The following is an 18,837-nucleotide window of genomic DNA, read 5'->3' on the forward strand; positions in this document are numbered from 1 at the left end:
GCGCGCGCGAATAGCGTCCTTCGCGGCGAGCCGAACCATTTCGTCAGGCGACGGTCGGATTTCCACGATCCGGTCAACCTGGGTGCCACCAACTTCGTTCTCATTCGACGGCATCCATGCCAGAGGCGCGTGCGGCCCGGCGTAGTCTTGCAGGAGCCGCAAATCAGAGCGCCTGCCGGCGCGAGCAAGGCGGGACTCAAATGGGGTATGCTTTTTCATGGAAACCTCGTGACAATCAGTGCTGCTGATCTGGCCGTTATCGGCTCTTGGTTTCGTCCGGGCTCTCCGGCCGGATCGAATGGCGGTCTGCAGACCAACTTTGCCTTTTCATTTTGCACGCAAACAAGGGGACCTGGGCGCGTCGGTCCCCTGTTGGATGGTGGGAGAGAGTGCGATGGCCCCGGCATCAGGCTGCATCGCTCAGTGCACCCCGGTCAGACCGGTAAGAGTGGTCAGAGTCTGTCTCTGTCTCTTCTTCATTCTGATCACTCTTACCTAGATACTGTGTCGAGGGACTCTTACCGGTCTGACCACTCTTACCGGGGGGTACAGAGTAAGTGCCGTAGCCGTCCTTCACCACCTCTCCAGCGGCGGCCATCTTGGCCAACAGCCGACTCACGTTGTTGACCTTCATGCCGGCCGCTTCTGCTATTTCCTTGGGAGACAGCTTGGAACCATGGCTGCCCATCGCATCCATGATCTTCCGGCGTTCACCGGAACGCTTCACATCATCCACGTTACCGAGCACGGACCACTTGCCGCCATCGAACTTGAGCGCCTTCTCGACTTCCTCCACGTCACGGCCTCGGCCGTACAGCTTTGGCCCGTCAGCGGCACGGTCCAGCACCATGATTGAGTCGGCCGCGCCCGTCAGGCCGTTGGTTCCCGATATCATCTCAAGCGGGTCGCTGGCCTCCATCTTGCGCACGTGCGTCACTACCACCACCGCAAGCCTGTGCGCGCTGGCGTACTGCTGCAAGGGCGACAGGGCGGCATAGTCCGCCGCGTAGCTGTCTTGGTTGCGTCCTTTCGGCGGGCGCACCATGGCCAGGGTGTCCACCACAATGAGGCGCGGGTCATCAACGCGGGTGCGCCATGCGTCCAGGAACTCAACAAGGCCTTCACCGATTTTCGGCGCCTCGGGTTCAAGCCTTAGCCGGGAGAGGTCTGGCCGCATTGATTTCAGCTTGGGCAACACTACGCGAAGGCGGTCCTGCAATCGACGTTGATTGTCCTCAAGCGCCAGATATAGCGCGTCACCTTGTTCGCACTTCACGCCCAGAGACTGCCCACCGCTCGCCACCGCGACAACCCAATCCAAGGCCAGCCATGATTTGCCAAGCTTTGGCCGGCCTCCAAGAATGGTCAGGCCTTCGGCGACGTAGCCCGGAATGACGTACTTGATTGGCTCGAATTCCATACCGAGCAAGGTCTGGGCATCGATGCCGGAGCATGATTTTTTGTTGTCGTTGGCGGGAGTCGCGGCGAACACTGCATCAACTTGCCGATAAAGCTTATGCAGGTCAGCCCCGGCCGGCACGTCCAGCGCGTCACGGACTCGCCGCTTCGCAGTGTCCGCAGCATGCCACGCCAAATCGTCGCGGATTGCGTCGGCATCTCCATTGAGTTGGATTTTCTTGAGCGCCTTATCATCGCCGCCAAAAGTCCACTCCCAGACGTCGTTGGCAGCGTCGATGGTGCTGCATTCAATGGTGCAAGCCTTGGCCAGGTCCTTGAAGTGCTGCCTATTGCCAAAGCCTGCGACCGACACAACGCCGCTACAATCGGCCTTGAGCCAATCGAGCGGGCTTTCGTGGACAATTACCTTGGCGTCGCCGGTGTTCTCCGCACCGAGCCAGTTCGCCCGGCCGCAGACCGTATGGAACGAGCGCGGGGTGTTCTTATGCATCAGGACGGCGTCGACGAATACGCCATCCTGATAGACAGGAATCGCAATCCATTCCGGCTCATCGTCGGTGATACGGAACACATCGTCCGGTGCGGTGTCGTCCACCGCTATCATCTTCGCGCCGTCTTGTACGTGGTCGTATTGTGCGAACCACTCGCGGGCCGCTTCATGGCCGCCCGCAGCCTGAATGGCTGCATCAACATCGGCCGGGTTGGGCAGGCCGGTGAACTCCTCGTTAGTCTCGGTCATGGCTACCGCCTCCACTGGCCGACACTGCGGCCCGGGCAAGTTCGTTCGCGATTGCGACGTCAAATCGCACGGTCGAGCTAAAGACGCGGTAGCTGCCGTCTGGCTTACGAATAAGAGAAAGATCGAGAAGGCGAACTCCGGGAATTACCTCGGCGTCGAAGACGGCCATGCGCCGTCGCACGCTACTAGCAGGTCGGTAGTCTAAAATTTTCAAGGAAGTATCCAGATATAGGTGGTGGCAGGTACTACGCGCTGAAGCGCGTTCTTAGCGGCTTGGGGGAGCCGTATTCTTGTTGTCGTTGGCGGTCGACCACGTCGAGGTTCGGCGCCTAGACAAAATCCAGGCGTCGAGGTCGGACCGGCTCGCGCGGTGCAGTGTCCGTCAGCGTATCCCCGCACGCGTGCGCCTTCGCTCGTTTCCGGGGTCTCAATATAAAGTACGAGTTTGCCGCTGAAATACTCAGGGGTGCCGCAGGTTGTTTTTCGCGGCAGTTCATTTCCGCCATGACAAATATGGCGGTCGGGATCGCAAACTGTGCAGAGTGCCAACGCGCGGCACTGCATTCCGATGTTAACTAGTGGGGCTCTCTGCGAGAGGGACGCTAAAGACTGGTATAAAATGGATCCGCGCGGATAGCGGTGGCTACGGCCGGCAGGTGCTTGCCGGTGGTTAGGCAATCGCCAAATTTCTCTATGGGAAACAATGGTAGGAAAATTGCCTAACCTCGCTATCAAGCCGTTGAAATCGTTGAATTCAATCATTCCTGCCGGGATCGCCAGCTTTTAGCCTTACAACTCAATGGCTTCGACCTGAACCGCTTTCGTTCTGAGCCGATTTTCGTGTTGCGAGGCAGTGCCAATCGCTTTCATGGAAATCAACGGCTTACGCATTCTTACAAATCGCTCCGCGCAACACGGACGCAACACAGGCCTTCTTGTTTCGTTCGCAATCAGGTGGAATACAGCCTCTGCGCCGGACCTGTGAACAACCGGGATAAACGAACCAGCGCTCCACTACACAGCGCGAGACTGGCATCCCATTCGCGGGACCGAATCACGCGGAAAGGAGAAGCCCCTGATGCAGAGCGATGTGCGCCGTTTTTTTGAAAAGGCCTGGCTTGGAAGCCGGACAAGCCGGCAGCTGATAGTCAGATCGGGGCGCGACTTGCCGCCCGCGGCTCAAGGCTGCGAAACATGTTGAAGAGGAAGGAAGCCGAGGACGGGATTCGGCGGCTCGCGTTAGAGTGGATGCGCGAAACCGACTACCGACCCAAGCCGGGATGGTATCCGAGCTTTTCTGATTTCAAACAATGGCTCGAAGCCAACCACCGCAGCTTGTATTTGAACTTCCGCTCTGAGATCGGCGCGCAAACGGAAGCCGAGGGTTGGTTCGAAGCCGAGATCGGAAACTACTGCCGGCAGATGAACGCCCGCGGCACGGCCTTCTAAATGCCCGGCCTTCCTCTGCAAGCACGGCTGAAGGACTACCGAGGCTCCGATCCAAAAAAAAAGCCGAAAGGTCATCGAACACAACGAGACGGCACGGCGGATCATCCAGCACGTGCATCGTCGTATCTTGGACGATCCGACCGACCACCAACTACACGTCTATGACGAGATCGCTCGCGAACTCGATCTTGCTGGGAGCGACCTCCAAGTCTTCATCAGATTCGGCGGCCACAACGCCCTCGAGGTGTCGCCCACTGAGAAAGACCGCGCCACGCTGAAGCGGTTGTTGGGCATCTCCTAGGGCAGCAAGAAGGGCATTGCGAAATGAGTGATCCAACTTTCGATGACGCGCCGCAGTGGTACTGGGCAGCAGATAGCGGGCGTGTTTCCGATCCAGAGGCGTTCGAGCGGTCAGACGACCGTTTTGTCATCGCGAGCGGTAAACGCACGCTCTGGGCGCGCGCCCGTCGGGAGATCGGATCTGACGATTGCGCGTGGACTAGCTTTGGGCCGAGCGATGGAAAGGCAACTCTCGCGGATTGCATGCGAGTTTACCTGTCGTCGCGTGAAATCTACGGCGTCTCTCTCAATCGGCTGATGCTGGAGCTTTGCCAAATCCGATCGTTTGCAAAATTCATAAAAGACGGACAGATCAACCTTGGAAACTGGATATCCAACCCGATTAGAAAAAGCCCTTTGCCGAGACCAGCCTATGACGAAGCAGTTGCCCGCCAACTTGGCCAGCGCATCGCCAATACCTTAGGCTTGGAAGAGGACTGGTGGGTAGACCTGTAGCGGGGTCGTCCGCGAGCGCGCGTCGTCTCGCGCCAGCAAGGACCAAGGGACAGACTTGCATTGAAGCGAAGCGGTCCAACACATGAGACTTACAGGCAACACACTCGCCATCCTCGTAGCGGTCGTGCTCGCAGCTACAATCTGCGGCGGCACCTTCTATTGGGTCAAACGCGATGACCGGGCCGAGCCGGATTTGAGAAGTATGCGAGCGCATCGAGTATCGCTCATGACGGATGAGGAAATTCGAGCGATCCACGCACAGGCCGTCACGGATGCAATTCGGTACAAGGCGATGGACCAGGACATGCGCGAAAAGGCTTTCAAAGAGGTTGCCGCCAGCGCGCAGCTATGTAGCGACTTCGTCTATCGCGAACGACATTCAGCGGAATGTAGCCGAGGTACGCCGCTAGGCCTGATGTTAGAGAGCAATGTCGCCCCAACTTCCGATCAGGTCTTCGAAGAGAAAATTCTCGGAATCTGCAGGTTCGTACACTCAAATCAGGATGCGCGGCTGAACAGGTGCTTGCCGCCGAAATGATTGGCGACCGGTGTCTCAGCGTCGGCCGACGTGACGGGTCATATTGATGACGAAGCTGATCGGGGCGCCAAGCAGCAATCCGATCAAGCCGTAGAAGGCCGCAGCGACAATCATCATGATCGGGCCTGAGGCTGTCAATGCTCCGAACGCCGCGCCCAGCAATCCACAACCAATCACCGACACGATGAGCGTGCGGTCGTTGCGCGCCTCACCAAGCCGCGCAGCACCACGACGTCGAAGCCGGGCAGCCGCTTCAGCGCCCAGCACACGCCGTCGTCCTCGCCGGCGTCGAAATGATCGAACTTCACCAGCGCCAGCGGGTGGTAGACCATGCCGCAGAACGATGCGATCAGTGCATCGTTCTGCGGCAGGAATGGCGCCTCGCTCACGCCCAGCTCGCGGCGAGCTCGTCGACCGTGCCGTCGAAGGCGTTGAGGTCGATGCCGCCATTGCCGGCGACGATGCCGGGCACGTTGTGCGGCAAGGGGCCGATGCCGTCGCCCGTGTACTGCCACAGCCACCAGTTCTCGAACCCCGTCGGCAGCCGCGGCGTCGGGCCGTACTGGCTCAGCCAGAGCCTGTGCGAGGTGACGTAGGCGCGGTCCTGGGGGCCGAGCGCAGCCAGGCTCTCCTTGAGCCGGTTGCCGGAATAGATCGCGCCAGGGCGGCCCAGCCGGGCCTCGAGCTGGCGCAGGAATTCGACCGCCTGCTGCGGGCTCATGTTCGAGGGCCTGTTGTCCTCGAAGTCGAGCACCATCAGCGTGCGCTCGTCGGGCTGCGCGGTCTTGATGAAGTTCTCGATCTGGAGCTCGACCGCATCGCCCGTAGCGAAGTGATAGGCGCCCCACAGCAGCCCGGCGTTGGTCGCCGCCTTGCGCCGGGTGGCATAATCGGGGTCGCGGTAGGCGCGGCCCTGGGTGGCCTTGTGGATCACACCCCAGACGCCGGCCGCGGCGACCAGGCCGAAATCCTTGACGATGTTGTGATGCGAGATGTCGACGACGCGCGGGGTCTGGCGGCTTCGTCACGGGCGATCACCTCGAGATGGAGACCGTCTCCGGCGAGCCGATGTTCACCAACGTCGCCCGCCATGTCTCGCAGGAACGCACGCTGCACTGGAAGAGCGCCGACGACTGGCTAGCCTACAACAAGGAGTTCGGCCGTCACAACCCGACCGACGCATGGCTCAACTCGGTCAACAAGTCGGCCGATCATTACGCGCTGATGAAGGTGTTCGGATCGAAGCCGAAGGAGAACTTCGAGGAGATCATCGCCTATGCCAAGAACGTGGCGATGGGCAACACGAACGCCACCACGACCTCGACCATCAATCAGTCCGCGGAACTGACGTTGGAGAGTGGCCAGATTTTCGTCGAGACTCAGGGCTCGTTCGGCTCGACCACGACGGCCTGCTACGGCTGGACCGACAACATCTAGGAAAGACAACAGATGAGTGCCAACGGAATCCTGCCTACCATCCAGCAGAACCTCAGCGTGCAGATCGCCTCGCCGCAGGGAACGAGCGTCCTGGTCAGTGGTGCGTCAATCATCGCGATCGGCGCCAACGCCGCGCGCCGCGGCATCATCTTCATCGACGGCAGCGCCGTGGACACGCTCTACGTCGTGCCAGCGAACCAGGCCGCCATCGTCGGGCGCGGCATTCCGATCCTGTCACAGGGACAGCAGCCCTTTATCGGCGACGGCAAGCTGATCAACTTCAACGCCGGCTGGAACGTGATTTCCTCCGGCCAACACCCCGCTGGAAATTCTCGAACTGCTCTGACCTCACGCCGGCGCGGCTACGCCGGCTCTCGCGCGACGACTTCGCATTTTTGGAGTCGTCTGAATGTCGAAATTGAAATCGCTGCTGGTCGCAGCCCTGCTTGCGCTGGCAATCCCGTCCGCCGCCCAGGCACAGGGCTGCGGATCACCGAACCCGAACTGCATCGTGCCGACGGCACCGCCCGGCACCAGCACCAACCAGGCCGCGTCGACGGCGTTCGTGCAAGGTGCGGTCACGACCGCGGCGCCCGGTGGCAGTGTTGGCCAGCAGCAGTACAAGGCCGGGGCGGCCACGTTCGGCGGTTTCACCCAGAGCGGCGACGTCACGGTCAACACGTCGACCGGCGTCGCCACGATCCGGCCGAACGCCGTCACCACCAGCAAGATTCTTAACGGCAACGTCACCAACACCAAGCTGGCGCCCGGCGCGGCGAACACGCTCAAGGGGTCGCTCGACGGCATCACGACCAGCGATCTCGCAATTGCCTCCTGCTCGGCGCTCTACAATTTACTCAGTGGGTGTCAGGCACTGGCTGGCAGTGCGGCATCAATCCGGTGCTGCCATCACGCGCGATCGCCGCGACGCTCAATCCGTCGGCGTTCACCTCGATCACCACGCTCGGCTATTCGGATGTGCGACACGTTCACCAGCACGTCTCACTTCTTCGCCCTGTGCGACGTCAACTGGCATACCGCGTGCTTCGGCACAGTCCTCCGCAATCTTCAGCTTGCCGCTCGAACCTCCGTCGCATCGAGCAGCGCCTATATGGTCTATTCCAACAACACACAGGACTCCGGCGGCATAGACAACGTTTACATTTACGCCGGCACCCGAGGCTGTGTGCATTTCGAAAAAGGCTATGGCGGCGCGAGCCGCGCCTCTATCGATAAGCTAAGCTGCACGGCGCTATCGACATTGCCAATGGTTTGGATGGGGAACACGACGGGCTCCGGGGTCAACTTCGGCAGCACCATTCTGGCGCTTCGTGACATCGTTCTCGGTGGCCCATCGAGCGGCGGCACATACCAAACCGGCCCCGGATTTCTTCTCAATGGCGGCTTCCCAAGGATCGAGAATAGCCGCTGCGAGAACATGGCCTCACTTGTCCCAACGCAGGTGTCTGCTCGTAGGGTTTAACGGGCGCGAACGACGACGGCTCTCTTCCCGTAAAAAGCGGCAATGCAATCGTTTGGCATGCGGCTCGGGTCAGCGGTGAGATCAGCAGACATCAGGACGAGGGGCTTGACGGAGCGCTCGGGGACGACGACGGATTTTTCTGCTGTTGTCCGGAGCAGCGTGTGCCGCTCCATGGTCTCCTGTTGGAACGTCGCGAATTGCGAGCTCTCCGCGTTGACGGCGACCAGTGCGCGACCTCGGAAGAGAAGCGTGGAAGCCGCGGCGCAGGCTAGCAACGCGATAACCTGGACGGTGCCGTTCCGCTTGCCAGGCGCTGCGCCTCGGGGGAGAAGCCGGGCAGATGTCGCAACGACGCAGCCGAGCCCGACCAGGAGAAGGACAATCACCTCGTTGCGCCCGCGCGTCGCCAGATCCTCGCCGGTGGCGAAATATGCGACAAAGTAAGCAGCATAGGCGCAACCGAGGATCAGGACGATGAGCCCCGCGGCAAGTAGCAGTGTTGGTTTCGTCGGCGCGCGGCGCGCAGGCACGACGAGGAGCGAGAAGCTAACAAGGAACAGGACCCACGCCCGCGCCGCGGCTTCGTCGTATAGCCACCACAGATCAAGCCAGAGGTAATAGGCCGCCATCATGAAGGACTCGGCGAGCTTTTGACCGGCTGGATAGGCTTCCATCCGCAGCGCGTTACCGGGCGAGAGCAGCAGGATTGCAAGGCCGGCCACAGTGGCGGCCACCATCGCAAGGTGGCTTCTGGCCTGTGGGGTGGGATGATGGCAGGCTTTTCGAAACAGCAGTGACGCCGTGATGAAGGCGATGAGCCACAGCGGCGTGAACTCGTTGCAGAGGGCGCCAAGAAAGCAGAGCAGGCTGAGCAGGGCAATCGCGGCCGGCGATAGCAGGGTTTCGTTCGCTGCCGATCTCACCATCTCGACGAGGACGATCGTGACGATGACTGCGGGAACCATATACGGAGCGCTGCCGGAGACCCAATAGAACATCTCCCGCAGGCTTATGGCGAGGACCGCGATCGTTGCCGCAAGCGTCGTCCCGACAAGGACCCTCTCCGGGACGGCAATGCCAGGCCACAGGCGCCCGATCGCAAGCGTGATAGACGCGATAAAAGTAACGATGCCGGCGATCAGGATCGAAGGATACATGACGAAGTAGTCGAGGTTGAATGCCTTTGCGAGCATCGCCGGAACGGTGATGAGGGCGAGCGGAACAAGCCGTCCCATCAATGTCCGATAGTAGATTTCGAGCGTGCCGATCAGGCCGTCGGCGTTGAAGTGGTTTGCCAGGCAGAAGTCATCCGTTTCCGGTGCCCCGTAGAGTGCGATGGTGGCCAGGCAAAACAGGATGACGATAGGCGCCACGGCAGCCAGGAATGGCAGCAAGCGCAGCGCGCGGTCCTTGAACATGTGTTTCCCCGGGCGCCATGCATCGATCTGATGGATGTGTCGTCGGCCGGGTTTCTATCACCACAACCACTACGCGTTCAATCAGGCAGCCGCCCGCCTGGGCGGCTTTTGGCTGTCTGGGGGTAGAGCCCCAGTCCATTCCCGCCATCGGAGCCAGCCATGAGCACCCATGGGCGGCGATGGCCGGCGGCGCCACGAACCTCTCGCCTTCACGCCGGGAGGGCAGAACGATGCGTGAAAGTGGGGCACACGCGCAAAAAACCGCTTCGAATTCTATGGAGGGCCCATGTGACCCACTTCCTCGTAACTCATTGATTTCCAGTTTTCTGGAGCCCCTGCCGGGATCGCCAGTCTCCAAGACCCGGGACATCGGCGACAGCGCCCGCCAAGCAGCGCAATGCGGCGCAGCTGCCGATCCATCGTCCTTCACGAATGCGTGGGAATCGTCGCCCCGAACTTTCAACCGGCCAGATCAGCCTTATCCACGCGCCGGGCGAATTGAGCTCGATAAGGACTCCGATGCCGCTATCCGAGTGGACGAGAATGGCGATCGCATCTGCGGTGGCTGTAATCGCAATGTCGTATTTGGCAATCGACGCAGGCGTCGTGAGCTCCAGCGGTATCACAAAACGAATCGAGACGGCGCGGGCTTCCATCGCGGGCACGGCGGTGAGTCAGTATCAGCTCGCCTTCGCCGTCCAGGCATGGGCGGGTCGCGGCCACCAGAAGCCGGCCTTGGAAGCATGCTTGGCGACCGATTGATTCAGGCGCGGCAATAAATCGGCCGACCGGTCGGTCATTGGTCCAGAGTAACGAACTCAGCCGTACCTGACACCCTTCTTTCACTCATCTTCAAGCCGTCATTGACTCGACGCCCACCACGCGGCGATGGCCGCGCCAAGCTCATCCCACAGCTCCGTCGGCAAATCGGGCACCGCCACCCGCACGCTGTACTCACCCGTGGTCGCGTTGTGAAACCACTCCGTCGCGGCGAAATCAAAACCGAAGCTGCCGGCGTGGCGGATCGGAAATCCCTTCCCGCTCAGGTCCCGGCTCATGTCTTCGGCGGCTTGCTGCGCGCTGGCCTGGTCGAGCGGACGCTGGCCGCGCAGCGTGACATAGAGGCCGTGGGTGAAGTGGAGCTCCGCTGAAAGCTGCGCCAATTCGGAGGCAAAGTATCGGCGCATGCGTCGGCCGTTGCGCAGCATCGCGGCGATGCGTTGTCTTGTCAGCCTCCAATAAGCGGCGGTGCCCACATAGGGCGGAAAGTGCGCCGGGAGCGCCGCGCCGCCGAGCAGGCGCACGGCCTCGCTCGTTTCCCGCGCCAGGCGCTCGCAGAGCGACGCGTTCGCGCCCTCGCCTGGTGTGACGAAAACCGCAGAACCGAGCCGGCCATATTCCGCCCCGAGCGAATCCAGCTTGGTATGGCTTCGCACCATCACGACGGGGATTCCGTATCGCCGGGCCCAACCGAGCACACGCCGGATGCGGCCCGATCCGCCGGCAAAACATGTCGTATCGAAAACCAGCAGATCGAGCACGGATGGATCAACGCGAAGCGCCGCTTCGAACGCGCCGGCCGGGACGCATGAATCCAGTAGCAGAATCCGCCGCGAGCCCGCCCGCGCCAACGCATCGCCGAGCGGCAGCTTCAAGCTGACAAGCCGCAAATGCGGAACGAAGCGTTCGATCAACTCGATCGTCTCGCCGTAGCAGCCCGGCATCACCAGAATGTCGGCCTTGCCAATGACCCGCGTCGAGGCCAGCAGTAGAGCCGAGATCGCGGCCATGCCCGAGGCAGTGTAGATCGCCTGTTCGGTGCGGCCGCATTGATAAAATGACGGGCCGCGTACTTTCAGGTCGGCGCGCTGGTAGTCGTAGCTGAACGTGAATGGGCCGCTGGTGGGAGGCGCCGCGTGCGACCAGGCCGTCTCCGTGGCCTTCCACTGATGCAACTCGTGCTCTGCCCGCAACGCCGCCGTGACCCGGAATTTGGACTTGATGACGTCGTCGACAGATCGCGGACATGCGAGATGCACTGGATGACTCAGGCAATCGTTCAACAGCCTGATCTCCCTGTGCTTCCGTTCCAGATAGGCCTCAATGCTCTCCATGCGGACCCGAAAAGTGCAACTGCCGTTCAACGTTTCGGAGGCGCGCTGGGTCCTACCACGACTGCCGCTTTGCAACGAAGACCGGTCCTCGCTGTTAATGCTGCATAAGGAGAACAACATGAGCGAAATCAGAGAGCATATGAAAATCATCGGCAAGGACGGCGCCCATGTCGGCACCGTCGATCGCGTCGAGGGCAACCGCATCAAGCTGACGCGGAAGGACAGCCCGGAGGGTCACAAGGACCATCATCATTACATCGACACGAAATATGTCGGTGCCGTTGAAGGCGATGTCGTCAAGCTTTCGGTGAATGCCGACGCGGTGCCGAAGTCGGAAGCCGCCTGAAACAGTGAGCCCCTTCGGGGGCTTTTTGTTTGTTCACGGTCTCGCTCTGCTTCGTTCTCTGAAACGAATCGCGATCAGGAAATCGCCTTCGGAACGAGTCTTAACGCCACGTTTCGTCGGCTCGCCTCAGGCGTCGAACGTCACGAGCACGGGCCGCAACCGGTAGGCATCGATCGCGGCGTTTGACAGTAGCAATCTTCGCCGTTCTCCGCGGAGCATCATGCGGTCGATCCTGTTCAGGATGAACTGGGCCGCCTCCCTGTGCTCACCGGTGAGCAGGCCGGAGTGGTCGAGATATTTCCAGGCAATCTCGAAGGACTGTGCGCGTAATTCGGGGTCGGTCATGGCCGCTCAACGCCGGCGGGGAACGGACGTTCCTACGGCGAACCACAACCGGCTCCTCCCGGCCGCCCTTGATGATCCCGAGAGGATGGAATTGAGGGACGCGGAACGAACCTGCGATCAGCGTGTTGAATAGCGTGTTGAATATTGAATGGTGCCGATCTGCCAGCCCCGATCGGCCCTGGAGAGCCCCGTGCTTGTCCCCCCGAGCGCGGGGTTTTTCGTATGCACACGGGCTTTTCTCGTGAGAGCGTCCGCTCAGGCCGCCCCATCCTCGCGCCGGTCGCGGGCGAGTTGATGCCAGGCCAGGGCCAGCTCGATGAGACGCTGCCGGTCGGGGCCGTCGGCTGCCACGGCGCGCTTCATCGCCGCCTCGGCTTCGTGCTGTGGATCGTACTTGGTACACATGGGGCCCAGACTAGCCGGACGATCTGGACAAGCGCATGGCAATTTCGTCCGGATGATTGCGGGGTTACCACCCACCCCAGGGATATGCCGCGCGAAGCCGAGAGGCCGCTCCACACAGACCGAACTGTGAAGTGCGTCACAGCCTGCGCCCGGCGTCTCCGCTAAACAGCCTTCATCGCTCCCAGGAGAGCGAGAAGGCATGGGAGGTGTTTCCCGTCATGACACAAGAAGCCGCAGCCGAAGTTGCCGCCCCGACGCAACGCGAAAGATCCGACCCGCTCGGCATCGCATATCTTGCGACCATCGGCATCGTGATGCTGGCCTGGATCGCAGGTCTGGTCTGGGCCGCGATCGCGTTCTTCAACTGGCTGGTATCCTGACCCGGGGGACGATCAGTCTCTCTCAATTCTCGGCCAGCGCCAAACCGAAAAAGAGGCGGGCTTTTTGCCCGCCTCTTCGTTTCAGATCTCGCTTGGGGTCTCAGTAACAGGCGCGGGGATCGGCCCGCACATACTGGCCGCTCGGATAGCGGTAATAGCAGTTGCCCTGGGCCAGATAGTAGCCGGGACGCGAGGCAGCCGTGGCGCCGGCGATCGCGCCGGTGGCGCCGCCAATCACGGCGCCTGCGGCCGCACCCGAGGCGTTGCCCGAGATCAGGCCGCCCAGCACGCCGCCGACGATGGCGCCGCCAAGCGCGCTTGCGCCGGGATCGGCCGGTGGCGGAGGTTCATAGGCGACGGGCGGCGGGGCATAGGCTACCGGCACGTCGTCGTAATAGTCCTCCGAAATGTAGCCCGGCGGGCCGGCCATCCGCTGCGGATAATAATACCAGACGCCGCCGACATCCCACCACCAGCCGGAACGGCCGTTATGGACTTCATGGCGCCAGCGTCCGCCATCCCAGGCGACATTGCCGCGATAGGCGTGTCCGCCCCAATCGCGCGCCGGTGCGGGACCCCTGGCGTAATTGCGTCCGGGCGGTGGACCGCCGGCATTGCGCGGGCCAGGACCTGGAAGGCCTGGACCTGCATGACCAGGACCAGGACCGCCGGCGTGAGGCTGGCCGCCGGGCTGTGGCCCGGGCCGTGCCGCCTGCTGCGGCGCCGGACCCTTACGCGAGTTCTGCGGCGGCGCACCGGCGCCCGGCCCGGCCGATGGCTGGGCGGAGTCTCTTGGCGGCCGGGCGTCTTGAGCCTGCGCCGAGACGGCGAGCAACGACATGGCCGAAACCAAGGGAATGATGATCTTCATGCGGCTGGACGCACTCATGCGTGCTTGACCCCCTACTCTCTCGATTGCCGTTAACGGCCGTGGCGCCTGGCGCGATAGACGATTCGCCTGGCGCTGAGCTGATGCCGGCTGACATAACTGACCTGCTTCGGTCGGCTAAGTCCCGTTACAAATGATTAAGATCACGGCATTTTTCGTTCGCGCGGGTCGCGCTGGAGTGCTTCTAACGCGCCGGCTCGATCACATTGCAGTTGCTTCGCCCGGACATCAGGCAATCCTGCATCTTGCTGGCGGAGGTGAGATCGCGGGCAAGCCACCAGCCGATTCCGAGGATCACAATCGCGATGATCAAGCCGGCGACGGCGCCGCGGCGGCTGTCACCGGATCGAGGCTTGGGCCGGGTTTTGGGCTTCCCACCCGGTTCGGGCTGGAGTTCAGGCTTAAGTTCGGGCTTGGGCTCGGGGCTGGACATGGCTACCTGGTCGCTCGGGCACGCGGGCTTTATCAGCTCTGCGACGTGGCGTCACATCCCGCGCGGCCTCCGGCTCGGCCTTCTCAGTTCAGCCTCGCCGGTTCAGCCTCGCCAGTTCAGCCCCGGGTCGGCCGGATCGCATACTTGCGCGAGGTTTCGACCGCCGGGATCGTGTGCTGGACCCGCGCGCAGCTCGTGAGCACAAACGCGGTCTGGGTGCATTCCCAATCCGCGCCCAGAACAGCACTTTCGATCGGCTGCGGACGGCCGAGGAGTAGCGTTGCACCGACCAGGGCTGCCACCGTCACGGCAATCGCGAGCGCCTTCAGGCTCAGTCGGAAGATCCTCATACCCGTGCTCCGTCGCGTATCGGGCGGACGCTAGGCGTCGCTCCGCGTGGCCCCCTATGAGGGACATCACAATTCGGCAGTTTTTCCGGGCTACGAGGCATCGTCGGGGGTGGCGATATTTCGTCTGCCTGATCGGCTGCAATTTATGGGTGGCGTCGCGACGCGCGGCGATGTAAAGGCTTCTGCGTCGCGTGGCGCCTGCTATGCCCAGCCGACGTACCAACCGAAGTGATGTAGGATCGGAAGCGAGGAAGACAAGGCTCGTCGATGAGTGGATTCAGGGAACCAGGCTTCTCCGATCGGCAAAAGGCCGCGCAGGAAGCACGCAAAAATCTTTTGAACAAATTCAAGTCGCAGCCCGGGATCGACGATCCCGCGGTCGCGGCGAAGCGTGCCGAGCGCGAGGCCCTCGCGGCCAAGCGGGCCGAGGCGAAGGCTGCGCGCGAGGCGGAGAAGGCCGAGCAGAAGCGTCACGAGGAAGAAGCCTCGGTGCTCGAAGCCGCGCGGATCGCCCGCGAAGCCGAAGAAGCTGTCGCGAAGGCGGCTGAAGCCGAGGCCGAGCAAAAGGCCAGGCGCGACGCTCGCTACGCCGCCCGCAAGGCCAAGCGTAAGTAACGTTCGCAAAGTCACGTTTCGCAAAGTCACGTTCATTTGAATTTGAGCTGAAGTATAATCCGGGGCGGTCCACGTGACCGCCCCGGAGTTTTTGGGCGCGCGTTTGCCTTTCCGCAAACGCCCGATGACGACTGAAGATCAGTTTTTCTTCATCCCGTCGTCTTTTTTCATCCCGTCCTTCGACATCGTATCCTTCTTCATTCCATCGTCCTTGGACATGGTGTCCTTCTTCATGCCGTCCTTGGACATTGTGTCCTTCTTCATCATGCCGTCATCCTTGCCCATCTTGTCTTGAGCAAAGGCGGCCGGCGACATCGCGAGGCCGAGCGAGAGAACGGCCGCCGAGACGCCGAGCGCGATGCGGGTACGAATGGTCATGACTGGTCTTCCCTTCGAGATGATGCTTGTCAGCGACGGACGCCGCTATCTGATCTCAACGGATTGCCACGGGGCGTTGTTACGCGGACGCTGATAAATTTCTGCGCGCCCGTCGCCGCCCTTCGTTCGGCGTACACACGAGGATTGAAAGTGTGCAACGCAACATACCCGGCACTTGCCGCGGCATTGGGTCTCGAACTATCAGATGAGAGAACATTGCCTGAAAGACCGGCTAGGATGGGCGTCAGCGCAGTCTCAAAGACCAACTGAAAATCACAGCAAACAAGAACCATCCAAGAAACAGTTCAAGGGGATAACACCATGCTCACGCGCCGCCACCTGATCGCGACCGCCGTCACCGCACCCGCCATTCTCCGTTTCGGCACCGGTACCGCGCATGCCGCGACTACGCTGAAGATCTCGCATCAATTCCCGGGCGGCACAGTCGACAAGGGCGATTTCCGCGACCGCCTCTGCCGCATGTTCGCCGCCGAAGTCGCCAAGCGCAGCAATGGCGACATCGCCGCCGAGATCTATCCGAACTCCTCGCTGATCAAGACCAACGCGCAGTTCTCCGCGATGCGCAAGGGCGCGCTCGACATCAGCCTCTATCCGATGCCCTACGCCGGCGGCGAATTGCCGGAGACCAATATCGGCCTGATGCCGGGCCTCGTCACCACCTACGACCAGGGCATGCGCTGGAAGAAGGAGCCGGTCGGCAAGGCACTGACCGACTTCCTCGCCGACAAGGGCATCATCCTGCTCAGCTGGGTCTGGCAGGCCGGCGGCGTTGCCAGCCGCTCCAGGCCGATCGTGTCGCCTGAGGACGCCAAGGGCCTGAAGGTGCGCGGCGGCTCACGCGAGATGGACATGGTGCTGCAGACCGCCGGCGCCTCGGTGCTGTCGGTGCCTTCGAACGAAATTTACGCGGCGATGCAGACCGGCGCCTGCGATGCCGGCATCACCTCCTCCACCAGCCTGATCTCGTTCCGCCTCGAAGAGGTCGCGAAGTCGCTGACCTCGGGCGCAGGCGCGTCCTACTGGTTCATGCTCGAGCCGCTGATGATGTCGAAGGCGATTTTCGACAAGCTGCCGAAGAACCAGCAGGACGTCCTGCTCGCGGTCGGCACCGAGCTCGAAGCCTTCGGCCGCAAGGGCGCGCAGGACGACGACATCGAGGTCGCCAAGGTCTACGAGAAGGCCGGCGCCAAGGTCTCCGTGCTCGATGCCGCGACTGTCGGCAAGTGGCGCGACATCGCCCGCGACACCGCCTGGAAGGACTACGGCGCCAAGACCGCGACCGCTGCCAACCTGCTCAAGCTCGCTACCGACGTCGCTGCATGAGCCACGGTCCGCTTCCGGATCGTGACGACCAGGCAAACGCTGCCGCAAGGACCGGCCTTGCGGCGGCGATCGATCGCGGTCTCGCCGTCCTCAACAACATCATCGTCGTGTTCGCCGCGATCGCACTGATCGCGGCCTGCGCCATCCTGAGCTACAGCGTGCTCAGCCGCGCTCTGTTCAAGGCCGCCAATTACTGGCAGGACGAGGCCGCGGTGTTCCTGCTGGTCGGCGCCACCTTCATGACGGCCGCCTATGTGCAGCAGAACCGCGGTCACATCGGCATCGAGGCCTTCGTCGGCCTGCTCTCGCCGCTCGCGAACAGGATCAGGCTCTGGCTGGTCGATGCCGTGACGTTCCTGTTCTGCGCCTTCTTCGCCTGGAAATCCTGGACGCTGACGCATGAAGCCTATGTCGACGGCCAGGTCTCGAACTCGATGTGGTCGCCGCCGCTGGCCATCCCCTATTCGCTGATGGCGTTCGGCATGAGTCTGCTCTGCGTCCAGATCATCGTGCAGCTTGCGCTGCCCTTCGCAGGAGCCAGGCGTCCATGAGCGTTTTCGGTATTGGCCTCGCCTACGGCATTGCGACGCTTGTCGTGATGTTCTCGGGCATGCCCATTGCGTTCGCGCTCGGCGCAGTGGCGGTCGTGTTCATGGGCATCTACATGCCCGCCGCCTCTCTCGATACGGTGACGCAGAACGTCTACGAGGAAATGGCCTCGATCACGCTGCTGTCGATCCCGCTCTTCATCCTGAAGGGCGCCGCGATCGGCAAGTCACGCGCGGGCCAGGATCTCTACTCGGCCCTTCACGCCTGGCTGCACCGCGTGCCCGGCGGCCTCGGCGTCGCCAACGTGTTCGCCTGCGCCCTGTTCGCGGCGATGGCGGGCTCCTCGCCCGCGACCTGCTCGGCGATCGGCTCGGCCGGCATCCCCGAGATGCGCAAGCGCGGCTATTCCGGCGGTTTTGCCGCGGGCATCATCGCCGCCGGCGGCACGCTGGGCATTCTGCTGCCGCCCTCGATTACCATGATCCTGTTTGCGGTCGCCGCCGAAAAATCGCTGGGACGGCTGTTCCTCGCCGGCATCGGGCCCGGCCTGCTGCTGGTCTCGCTGTTCGGCACCTACGCCGTGATCCGCTTCCGCCAGGAATATGCCGCGGCGGAAGCCATCTACAAGAACGGCGGACCGGAGGCCGCGATCCTCGCCCGCGACGAGTACACGCTGGCGGAACGTTTTAGCGTGCTGCCGCGCGTGATCCCCTTCGTGCTGCTCCTCACCGGCGTCATGATCGCGCTCTATGGCGGCTATGCCACGCCGTCGGAGACCGCCGGCCTCGGCGGCCTCCTGGCACTGGCGCTGATCGCGGCGATCTACAGTGTGTGGCGGCCGAGCGACCTTGCGCCCATCCTGAAGTCGACGATCCGGGAATCGACCATGCTGATGATGATCATCGGCATGTCGCTGCTTTATTCCTACGTGATGAGCTATCTGCACATCTCGCAATCGGCGGCCGAATCCGTCGTCGCGATGCACCTGCCGCGCTGGGGCCTCTTGTTCGCGATCCTCGTCATGGTCGTCGTGCTCGGCTTCTTCCTGCCGCCGGTCTCGATCATCCTGATGACCGCGCCGATCATCCTGCCGCCGCTCCGCGCCGCCAATTTCGACATCATCTGGTTCGGCGTGGTCATGACCATCGTGATGGAGATGGGGCTGATCCATCCACCGGTCGGCCTGAACATCTTCGTCATCCGCAACGTCGCGCCCGACATCCCGCTCCGTGAGGTGATCTGGGGCACCCTGCCCTTCGTGCTGCTGATGATGCTTGCAGTGCTGCTGTTGTGCTTCGTGCCGGGGATCTCGACCGCACTGCCGGACTTGGTGATGGGGCCGGACGGGAGCAGGTAGACTCGACCGTAGGATGGGCAAAGCGAAGCGTGCCCACCGCTCGTGAATGCAATC

The 18,837-nt window shown here is 62.2% G+C and carries 25 protein-coding genes and 1 pseudogene; 12 read left to right on the forward strand and 14 right to left on the reverse strand.

The features are described from left to right. Nucleotides 1–219 (reverse strand): annotated as a pseudogene (locus IVA74_RS25360) (hypothetical protein); the annotation flags it as partial. A gap of 187 nt (nucleotides 220–406) precedes the next feature. Further along, nucleotides 407–2,158 carry an AAA family ATPase gene (locus tag IVA74_RS25365; RefSeq protein ID WP_247349046.1) on the reverse strand — a complete coding sequence of 584 codons (1,752 nt, stop codon included), beginning with the start codon at nucleotides 2,156–2,158 and terminating at the stop codon, nucleotides 407–409. Between the two features lie 1,194 nt (nucleotides 2,159–3,352). On the opposite strand from IVA74_RS25365, the gene IVA74_RS25370 reads away from it, so the two are divergent. The 4 genes from IVA74_RS25370 (at nucleotide 3,353) to IVA74_RS25385 (ending at nucleotide 4,940) form a co-directional block, all read left to right on the forward strand. Then, nucleotides 3,353–3,607 (forward strand): hypothetical protein, encoded by a 255-nt coding sequence (locus tag IVA74_RS25370; RefSeq protein ID WP_247349047.1) that lies wholly within the window; start codon nucleotides 3,353–3,355, stop codon nucleotides 3,605–3,607. 127 nt (nucleotides 3,608–3,734) lie between these two features. Beyond that, entirely contained in the window at nucleotides 3,735–3,908 is a 174-nt protein-coding gene (locus tag IVA74_RS25375) for a hypothetical protein (protein ID WP_247349048.1), read from the forward strand. A 23-nt stretch (nucleotides 3,909–3,931) separates the two neighbouring features. Beyond that, nucleotides 3,932–4,402, forward strand: a complete 471-nt coding sequence (locus tag IVA74_RS25380) for a hypothetical protein (protein ID WP_247349051.1) — start codon at nucleotides 3,932–3,934, stop codon at nucleotides 4,400–4,402. A gap of 82 nt (nucleotides 4,403–4,484) precedes the next feature. Further along, a complete protein-coding gene (locus tag IVA74_RS25385) occupies nucleotides 4,485–4,940 on the forward strand; it encodes a hypothetical protein (protein WP_247349053.1) in 456 nt (151 codons plus the stop codon). A 15-nt stretch (nucleotides 4,941–4,955) separates the two neighbouring features. Here IVA74_RS25385 and IVA74_RS25390 read toward each other — a convergent pair whose 3' ends face one another. Genes IVA74_RS25390 through IVA74_RS25400 form a run of 3 tightly spaced genes read right to left on the reverse strand, consistent with a single transcriptional unit; the run spans nucleotide 4,956 to nucleotide 5,934 of the window. Beyond that, nucleotides 4,956–5,123, reverse strand: a complete 168-nt coding sequence (locus tag IVA74_RS25390) for a hypothetical protein (protein ID WP_247349055.1) — start codon at nucleotides 5,121–5,123, stop codon at nucleotides 4,956–4,958. Then, nucleotides 5,114–5,329, reverse strand: a complete 216-nt coding sequence (locus IVA74_RS25395) for a hypothetical protein (RefSeq protein ID WP_247349056.1) — start codon at nucleotides 5,327–5,329, stop codon at nucleotides 5,114–5,116. Before IVA74_RS25395 ends, IVA74_RS25390 begins: the two co-directional genes overlap by 10 nt. Then, on the reverse strand, nucleotides 5,326–5,934 hold the full coding sequence (locus IVA74_RS25400) for a glycoside hydrolase family 25 protein (RefSeq protein WP_346730981.1): 609 nt from the start codon (nucleotides 5,932–5,934) through the stop codon (nucleotides 5,326–5,328). The genes IVA74_RS25395 and IVA74_RS25400 overlap by 4 nt, the downstream gene beginning before the upstream one ends. A gap of 50 nt (nucleotides 5,935–5,984) precedes the next feature. On the opposite strand from IVA74_RS25400, the gene IVA74_RS25405 reads away from it, so the two are divergent. After that, nucleotides 5,985–6,377 (forward strand): hypothetical protein, encoded by a 393-nt coding sequence (locus tag IVA74_RS25405; protein ID WP_247349058.1) that lies wholly within the window; start codon nucleotides 5,985–5,987, stop codon nucleotides 6,375–6,377. 409 nt (nucleotides 6,378–6,786) lie between these two features. Then, entirely contained in the window at nucleotides 6,787–7,860 is a 1,074-nt protein-coding gene (locus IVA74_RS25410) for a hypothetical protein (protein ID WP_247349060.1), read from the forward strand. On the opposite strand, the gene IVA74_RS25415 is transcribed toward IVA74_RS25410, so the two are convergent. The 3 genes from IVA74_RS25415 to IVA74_RS25425 all read right to left on the reverse strand — a co-directional run bounded on the left by IVA74_RS25415 (nucleotide 7,857) and on the right by IVA74_RS25425 (nucleotide 11,392). Next, nucleotides 7,857–9,278, reverse strand: a complete 1,422-nt coding sequence (locus tag IVA74_RS25415) for a DUF6056 family protein (RefSeq protein ID WP_247349062.1) — start codon at nucleotides 9,276–9,278, stop codon at nucleotides 7,857–7,859. The genes IVA74_RS25410 and IVA74_RS25415 overlap by 4 nt on opposite strands. Before the next feature lie 308 nt (nucleotides 9,279–9,586). Beyond that, nucleotides 9,587–9,934 carry a hypothetical protein gene (locus IVA74_RS25420; RefSeq protein WP_247349064.1) on the reverse strand — a complete coding sequence of 116 codons (348 nt, stop codon included), beginning with the start codon at nucleotides 9,932–9,934 and terminating at the stop codon, nucleotides 9,587–9,589. A gap of 204 nt (nucleotides 9,935–10,138) precedes the next feature. Next, a complete protein-coding gene (locus tag IVA74_RS25425) occupies nucleotides 10,139–11,392 on the reverse strand; it encodes a hypothetical protein (RefSeq protein ID WP_247349112.1) in 1,254 nt (417 codons plus the stop codon). 118 nt (nucleotides 11,393–11,510) lie between these two features. Here IVA74_RS25425 and IVA74_RS25430 point away from each other — a divergent pair, with 118 nt between their 5' ends. Next, complete coding sequence (locus tag IVA74_RS25430; protein ID WP_247349066.1) at nucleotides 11,511–11,738, forward strand: DUF2171 domain-containing protein; 228 nt, start codon at nucleotides 11,511–11,513, stop codon at nucleotides 11,736–11,738. Between the two features lie 126 nt (nucleotides 11,739–11,864). Here IVA74_RS25430 and IVA74_RS25435 read toward each other — a convergent pair whose 3' ends face one another. Next, complete coding sequence (locus IVA74_RS25435) at nucleotides 11,865–12,083, reverse strand: hypothetical protein (RefSeq protein WP_247349068.1); 219 nt, start codon at nucleotides 12,081–12,083, stop codon at nucleotides 11,865–11,867. Nucleotides 12,084–12,338: 255 nt separating this feature from the next. Then, on the reverse strand, nucleotides 12,339–12,488 hold the full coding sequence (locus IVA74_RS25440) for a hypothetical protein (protein ID WP_247349070.1): 150 nt from the start codon (nucleotides 12,486–12,488) through the stop codon (nucleotides 12,339–12,341). 218 nt (nucleotides 12,489–12,706) lie between these two features. Between IVA74_RS25440 and IVA74_RS25445 the strand changes: the two genes are divergently transcribed. Then, nucleotides 12,707–12,868 carry a hypothetical protein gene (locus IVA74_RS25445; protein ID WP_247349072.1) on the forward strand — a complete coding sequence of 54 codons (162 nt, stop codon included), beginning with the start codon at nucleotides 12,707–12,709 and terminating at the stop codon, nucleotides 12,866–12,868. 100 nt (nucleotides 12,869–12,968) lie between these two features. Here IVA74_RS25445 and IVA74_RS25450 read toward each other — a convergent pair whose 3' ends face one another. From IVA74_RS25450 to IVA74_RS25460, 3 genes are all read right to left on the reverse strand, one after another. Beyond that, entirely contained in the window at nucleotides 12,969–13,757 is a 789-nt protein-coding gene (locus IVA74_RS25450) for a hypothetical protein (protein ID WP_247349073.1), read from the reverse strand. A 184-nt stretch (nucleotides 13,758–13,941) separates the two neighbouring features. Continuing rightward, a complete protein-coding gene (locus IVA74_RS25455) occupies nucleotides 13,942–14,190 on the reverse strand; it encodes a hypothetical protein (RefSeq protein WP_247349075.1) in 249 nt (82 codons plus the stop codon). Nucleotides 14,191–14,306: 116 nt separating this feature from the next. Further along, a complete protein-coding gene (locus IVA74_RS25460) occupies nucleotides 14,307–14,540 on the reverse strand; it encodes a DUF687 domain-containing protein (RefSeq protein ID WP_247349076.1) in 234 nt (77 codons plus the stop codon). 267 nt (nucleotides 14,541–14,807) lie between these two features. Here IVA74_RS25460 and IVA74_RS25465 point away from each other — a divergent pair, with 267 nt between their 5' ends. Beyond that, nucleotides 14,808–15,155 (forward strand): DUF6481 family protein, encoded by a 348-nt coding sequence (locus IVA74_RS25465; RefSeq protein WP_247349077.1) that lies wholly within the window; start codon nucleotides 14,808–14,810, stop codon nucleotides 15,153–15,155. A gap of 138 nt (nucleotides 15,156–15,293) precedes the next feature. On the opposite strand, the gene IVA74_RS25470 is transcribed toward IVA74_RS25465, so the two are convergent. Further along, complete coding sequence (locus IVA74_RS25470) at nucleotides 15,294–15,533, reverse strand: pentapeptide MXKDX repeat protein (protein ID WP_247349078.1); 240 nt, start codon at nucleotides 15,531–15,533, stop codon at nucleotides 15,294–15,296. 321 nt (nucleotides 15,534–15,854) lie between these two features. Between IVA74_RS25470 and dctP the strand changes: the two genes are divergently transcribed. Genes dctP through IVA74_RS25485 form a run of 3 tightly spaced genes read left to right on the forward strand, consistent with a single transcriptional unit; the run spans nucleotide 15,855 to nucleotide 18,783 of the window. Then, the gene (gene dctP / locus IVA74_RS25475) at nucleotides 15,855–16,877 is read left to right on the forward strand and encodes a TRAP transporter substrate-binding protein DctP (protein WP_247349079.1); all 1,023 of its coding nucleotides are present in this window, start codon (nucleotides 15,855–15,857) and stop codon (nucleotides 16,875–16,877) included. Continuing rightward, nucleotides 16,874–17,428: a TRAP transporter small permease gene (locus IVA74_RS25480; RefSeq protein WP_247349080.1), complete on the forward strand. Its 555-nt coding sequence runs from the start codon at nucleotides 16,874–16,876 to the stop codon at nucleotides 17,426–17,428. Before dctP ends, IVA74_RS25480 begins: the two co-directional genes overlap by 4 nt. Then, complete coding sequence (locus IVA74_RS25485) at nucleotides 17,425–18,783, forward strand: TRAP transporter large permease (RefSeq protein WP_247349081.1); 1,359 nt, start codon at nucleotides 17,425–17,427, stop codon at nucleotides 18,781–18,783. Before IVA74_RS25480 ends, IVA74_RS25485 begins: the two co-directional genes overlap by 4 nt. Nucleotides 18,784–18,837 lie beyond the last annotated feature (54 nt).

Origin of the sequence: Bradyrhizobium sp. 132 (assembly GCF_023074185.1) — a bacterium.
Taxonomy (GTDB): domain Bacteria; phylum Pseudomonadota; class Alphaproteobacteria; order Rhizobiales; family Xanthobacteraceae; genus Bradyrhizobium.

Bases quoted from the DNA above. Each gene is read 5' to 3' on its own strand.
- IVA74_RS25365 (WP_247349046.1), bottom strand. From the start codon at position 2,158: ATGACCGAGACTAACGAGGAGTTCACCGGCCTGCCCAACCCGGCCGAT.
- IVA74_RS25370 (WP_247349047.1), top strand. From the start codon at position 3,353: ATGTTGAAGAGGAAGGAAGCCGAGGACGGGATTCGGCGGCTCGCGTTA.
- IVA74_RS25380 (WP_247349051.1), top strand. From the start codon at position 3,932: ATGAGTGATCCAACTTTCGATGACGCGCCGCAGTGGTACTGGGCAGCA.
- IVA74_RS25385 (WP_247349053.1), top strand. From the start codon at position 4,485: ATGAGACTTACAGGCAACACACTCGCCATCCTCGTAGCGGTCGTGCTC.
- IVA74_RS25405 (WP_247349058.1), top strand. From the start codon at position 5,985: ATGGAGACCGTCTCCGGCGAGCCGATGTTCACCAACGTCGCCCGCCAT.
- IVA74_RS25410 (WP_247349060.1), top strand. From the start codon at position 6,787: ATGTCGAAATTGAAATCGCTGCTGGTCGCAGCCCTGCTTGCGCTGGCA.
- IVA74_RS25415 (WP_247349062.1), bottom strand. From the start codon at position 9,278: ATGTTCAAGGACCGCGCGCTGCGCTTGCTGCCATTCCTGGCTGCCGTG.
- IVA74_RS25420 (WP_247349064.1), bottom strand. From the start codon at position 9,934: ATGGAAGCCCGCGCCGTCTCGATTCGTTTTGTGATACCGCTGGAGCTC.
- IVA74_RS25425 (WP_247349112.1), bottom strand. From the start codon at position 11,392: ATGGAGAGCATTGAGGCCTATCTGGAACGGAAGCACAGGGAGATCAGG.
- IVA74_RS25430 (WP_247349066.1), top strand. From the start codon at position 11,511: ATGAGCGAAATCAGAGAGCATATGAAAATCATCGGCAAGGACGGCGCC.
- IVA74_RS25435 (WP_247349068.1), bottom strand. From the start codon at position 12,083: ATGACCGACCCCGAATTACGCGCACAGTCCTTCGAGATTGCCTGGAAA.
- IVA74_RS25440 (WP_247349070.1), bottom strand. From the start codon at position 12,488: ATGTGTACCAAGTACGATCCACAGCACGAAGCCGAGGCGGCGATGAAG.
- IVA74_RS25445 (WP_247349072.1), top strand. From the start codon at position 12,707: ATGACACAAGAAGCCGCAGCCGAAGTTGCCGCCCCGACGCAACGCGAA.
- IVA74_RS25450 (WP_247349073.1), bottom strand. From the start codon at position 13,757: ATGAGTGCGTCCAGCCGCATGAAGATCATCATTCCCTTGGTTTCGGCC.
- IVA74_RS25455 (WP_247349075.1), bottom strand. From the start codon at position 14,190: ATGTCCAGCCCCGAGCCCAAGCCCGAACTTAAGCCTGAACTCCAGCCC.
- IVA74_RS25460 (WP_247349076.1), bottom strand. From the start codon at position 14,540: ATGAGGATCTTCCGACTGAGCCTGAAGGCGCTCGCGATTGCCGTGACG.
- IVA74_RS25465 (WP_247349077.1), top strand. From the start codon at position 14,808: ATGAGTGGATTCAGGGAACCAGGCTTCTCCGATCGGCAAAAGGCCGCG.
- IVA74_RS25470 (WP_247349078.1), bottom strand. From the start codon at position 15,533: ATGACCATTCGTACCCGCATCGCGCTCGGCGTCTCGGCGGCCGTTCTC.
- dctP (WP_247349079.1), top strand. From the start codon at position 15,855: ATGCTCACGCGCCGCCACCTGATCGCGACCGCCGTCACCGCACCCGCC.
- IVA74_RS25480 (WP_247349080.1), top strand. From the start codon at position 16,874: ATGAGCCACGGTCCGCTTCCGGATCGTGACGACCAGGCAAACGCTGCC.
- IVA74_RS25485 (WP_247349081.1), top strand. From the start codon at position 17,425: ATGAGCGTTTTCGGTATTGGCCTCGCCTACGGCATTGCGACGCTTGTC.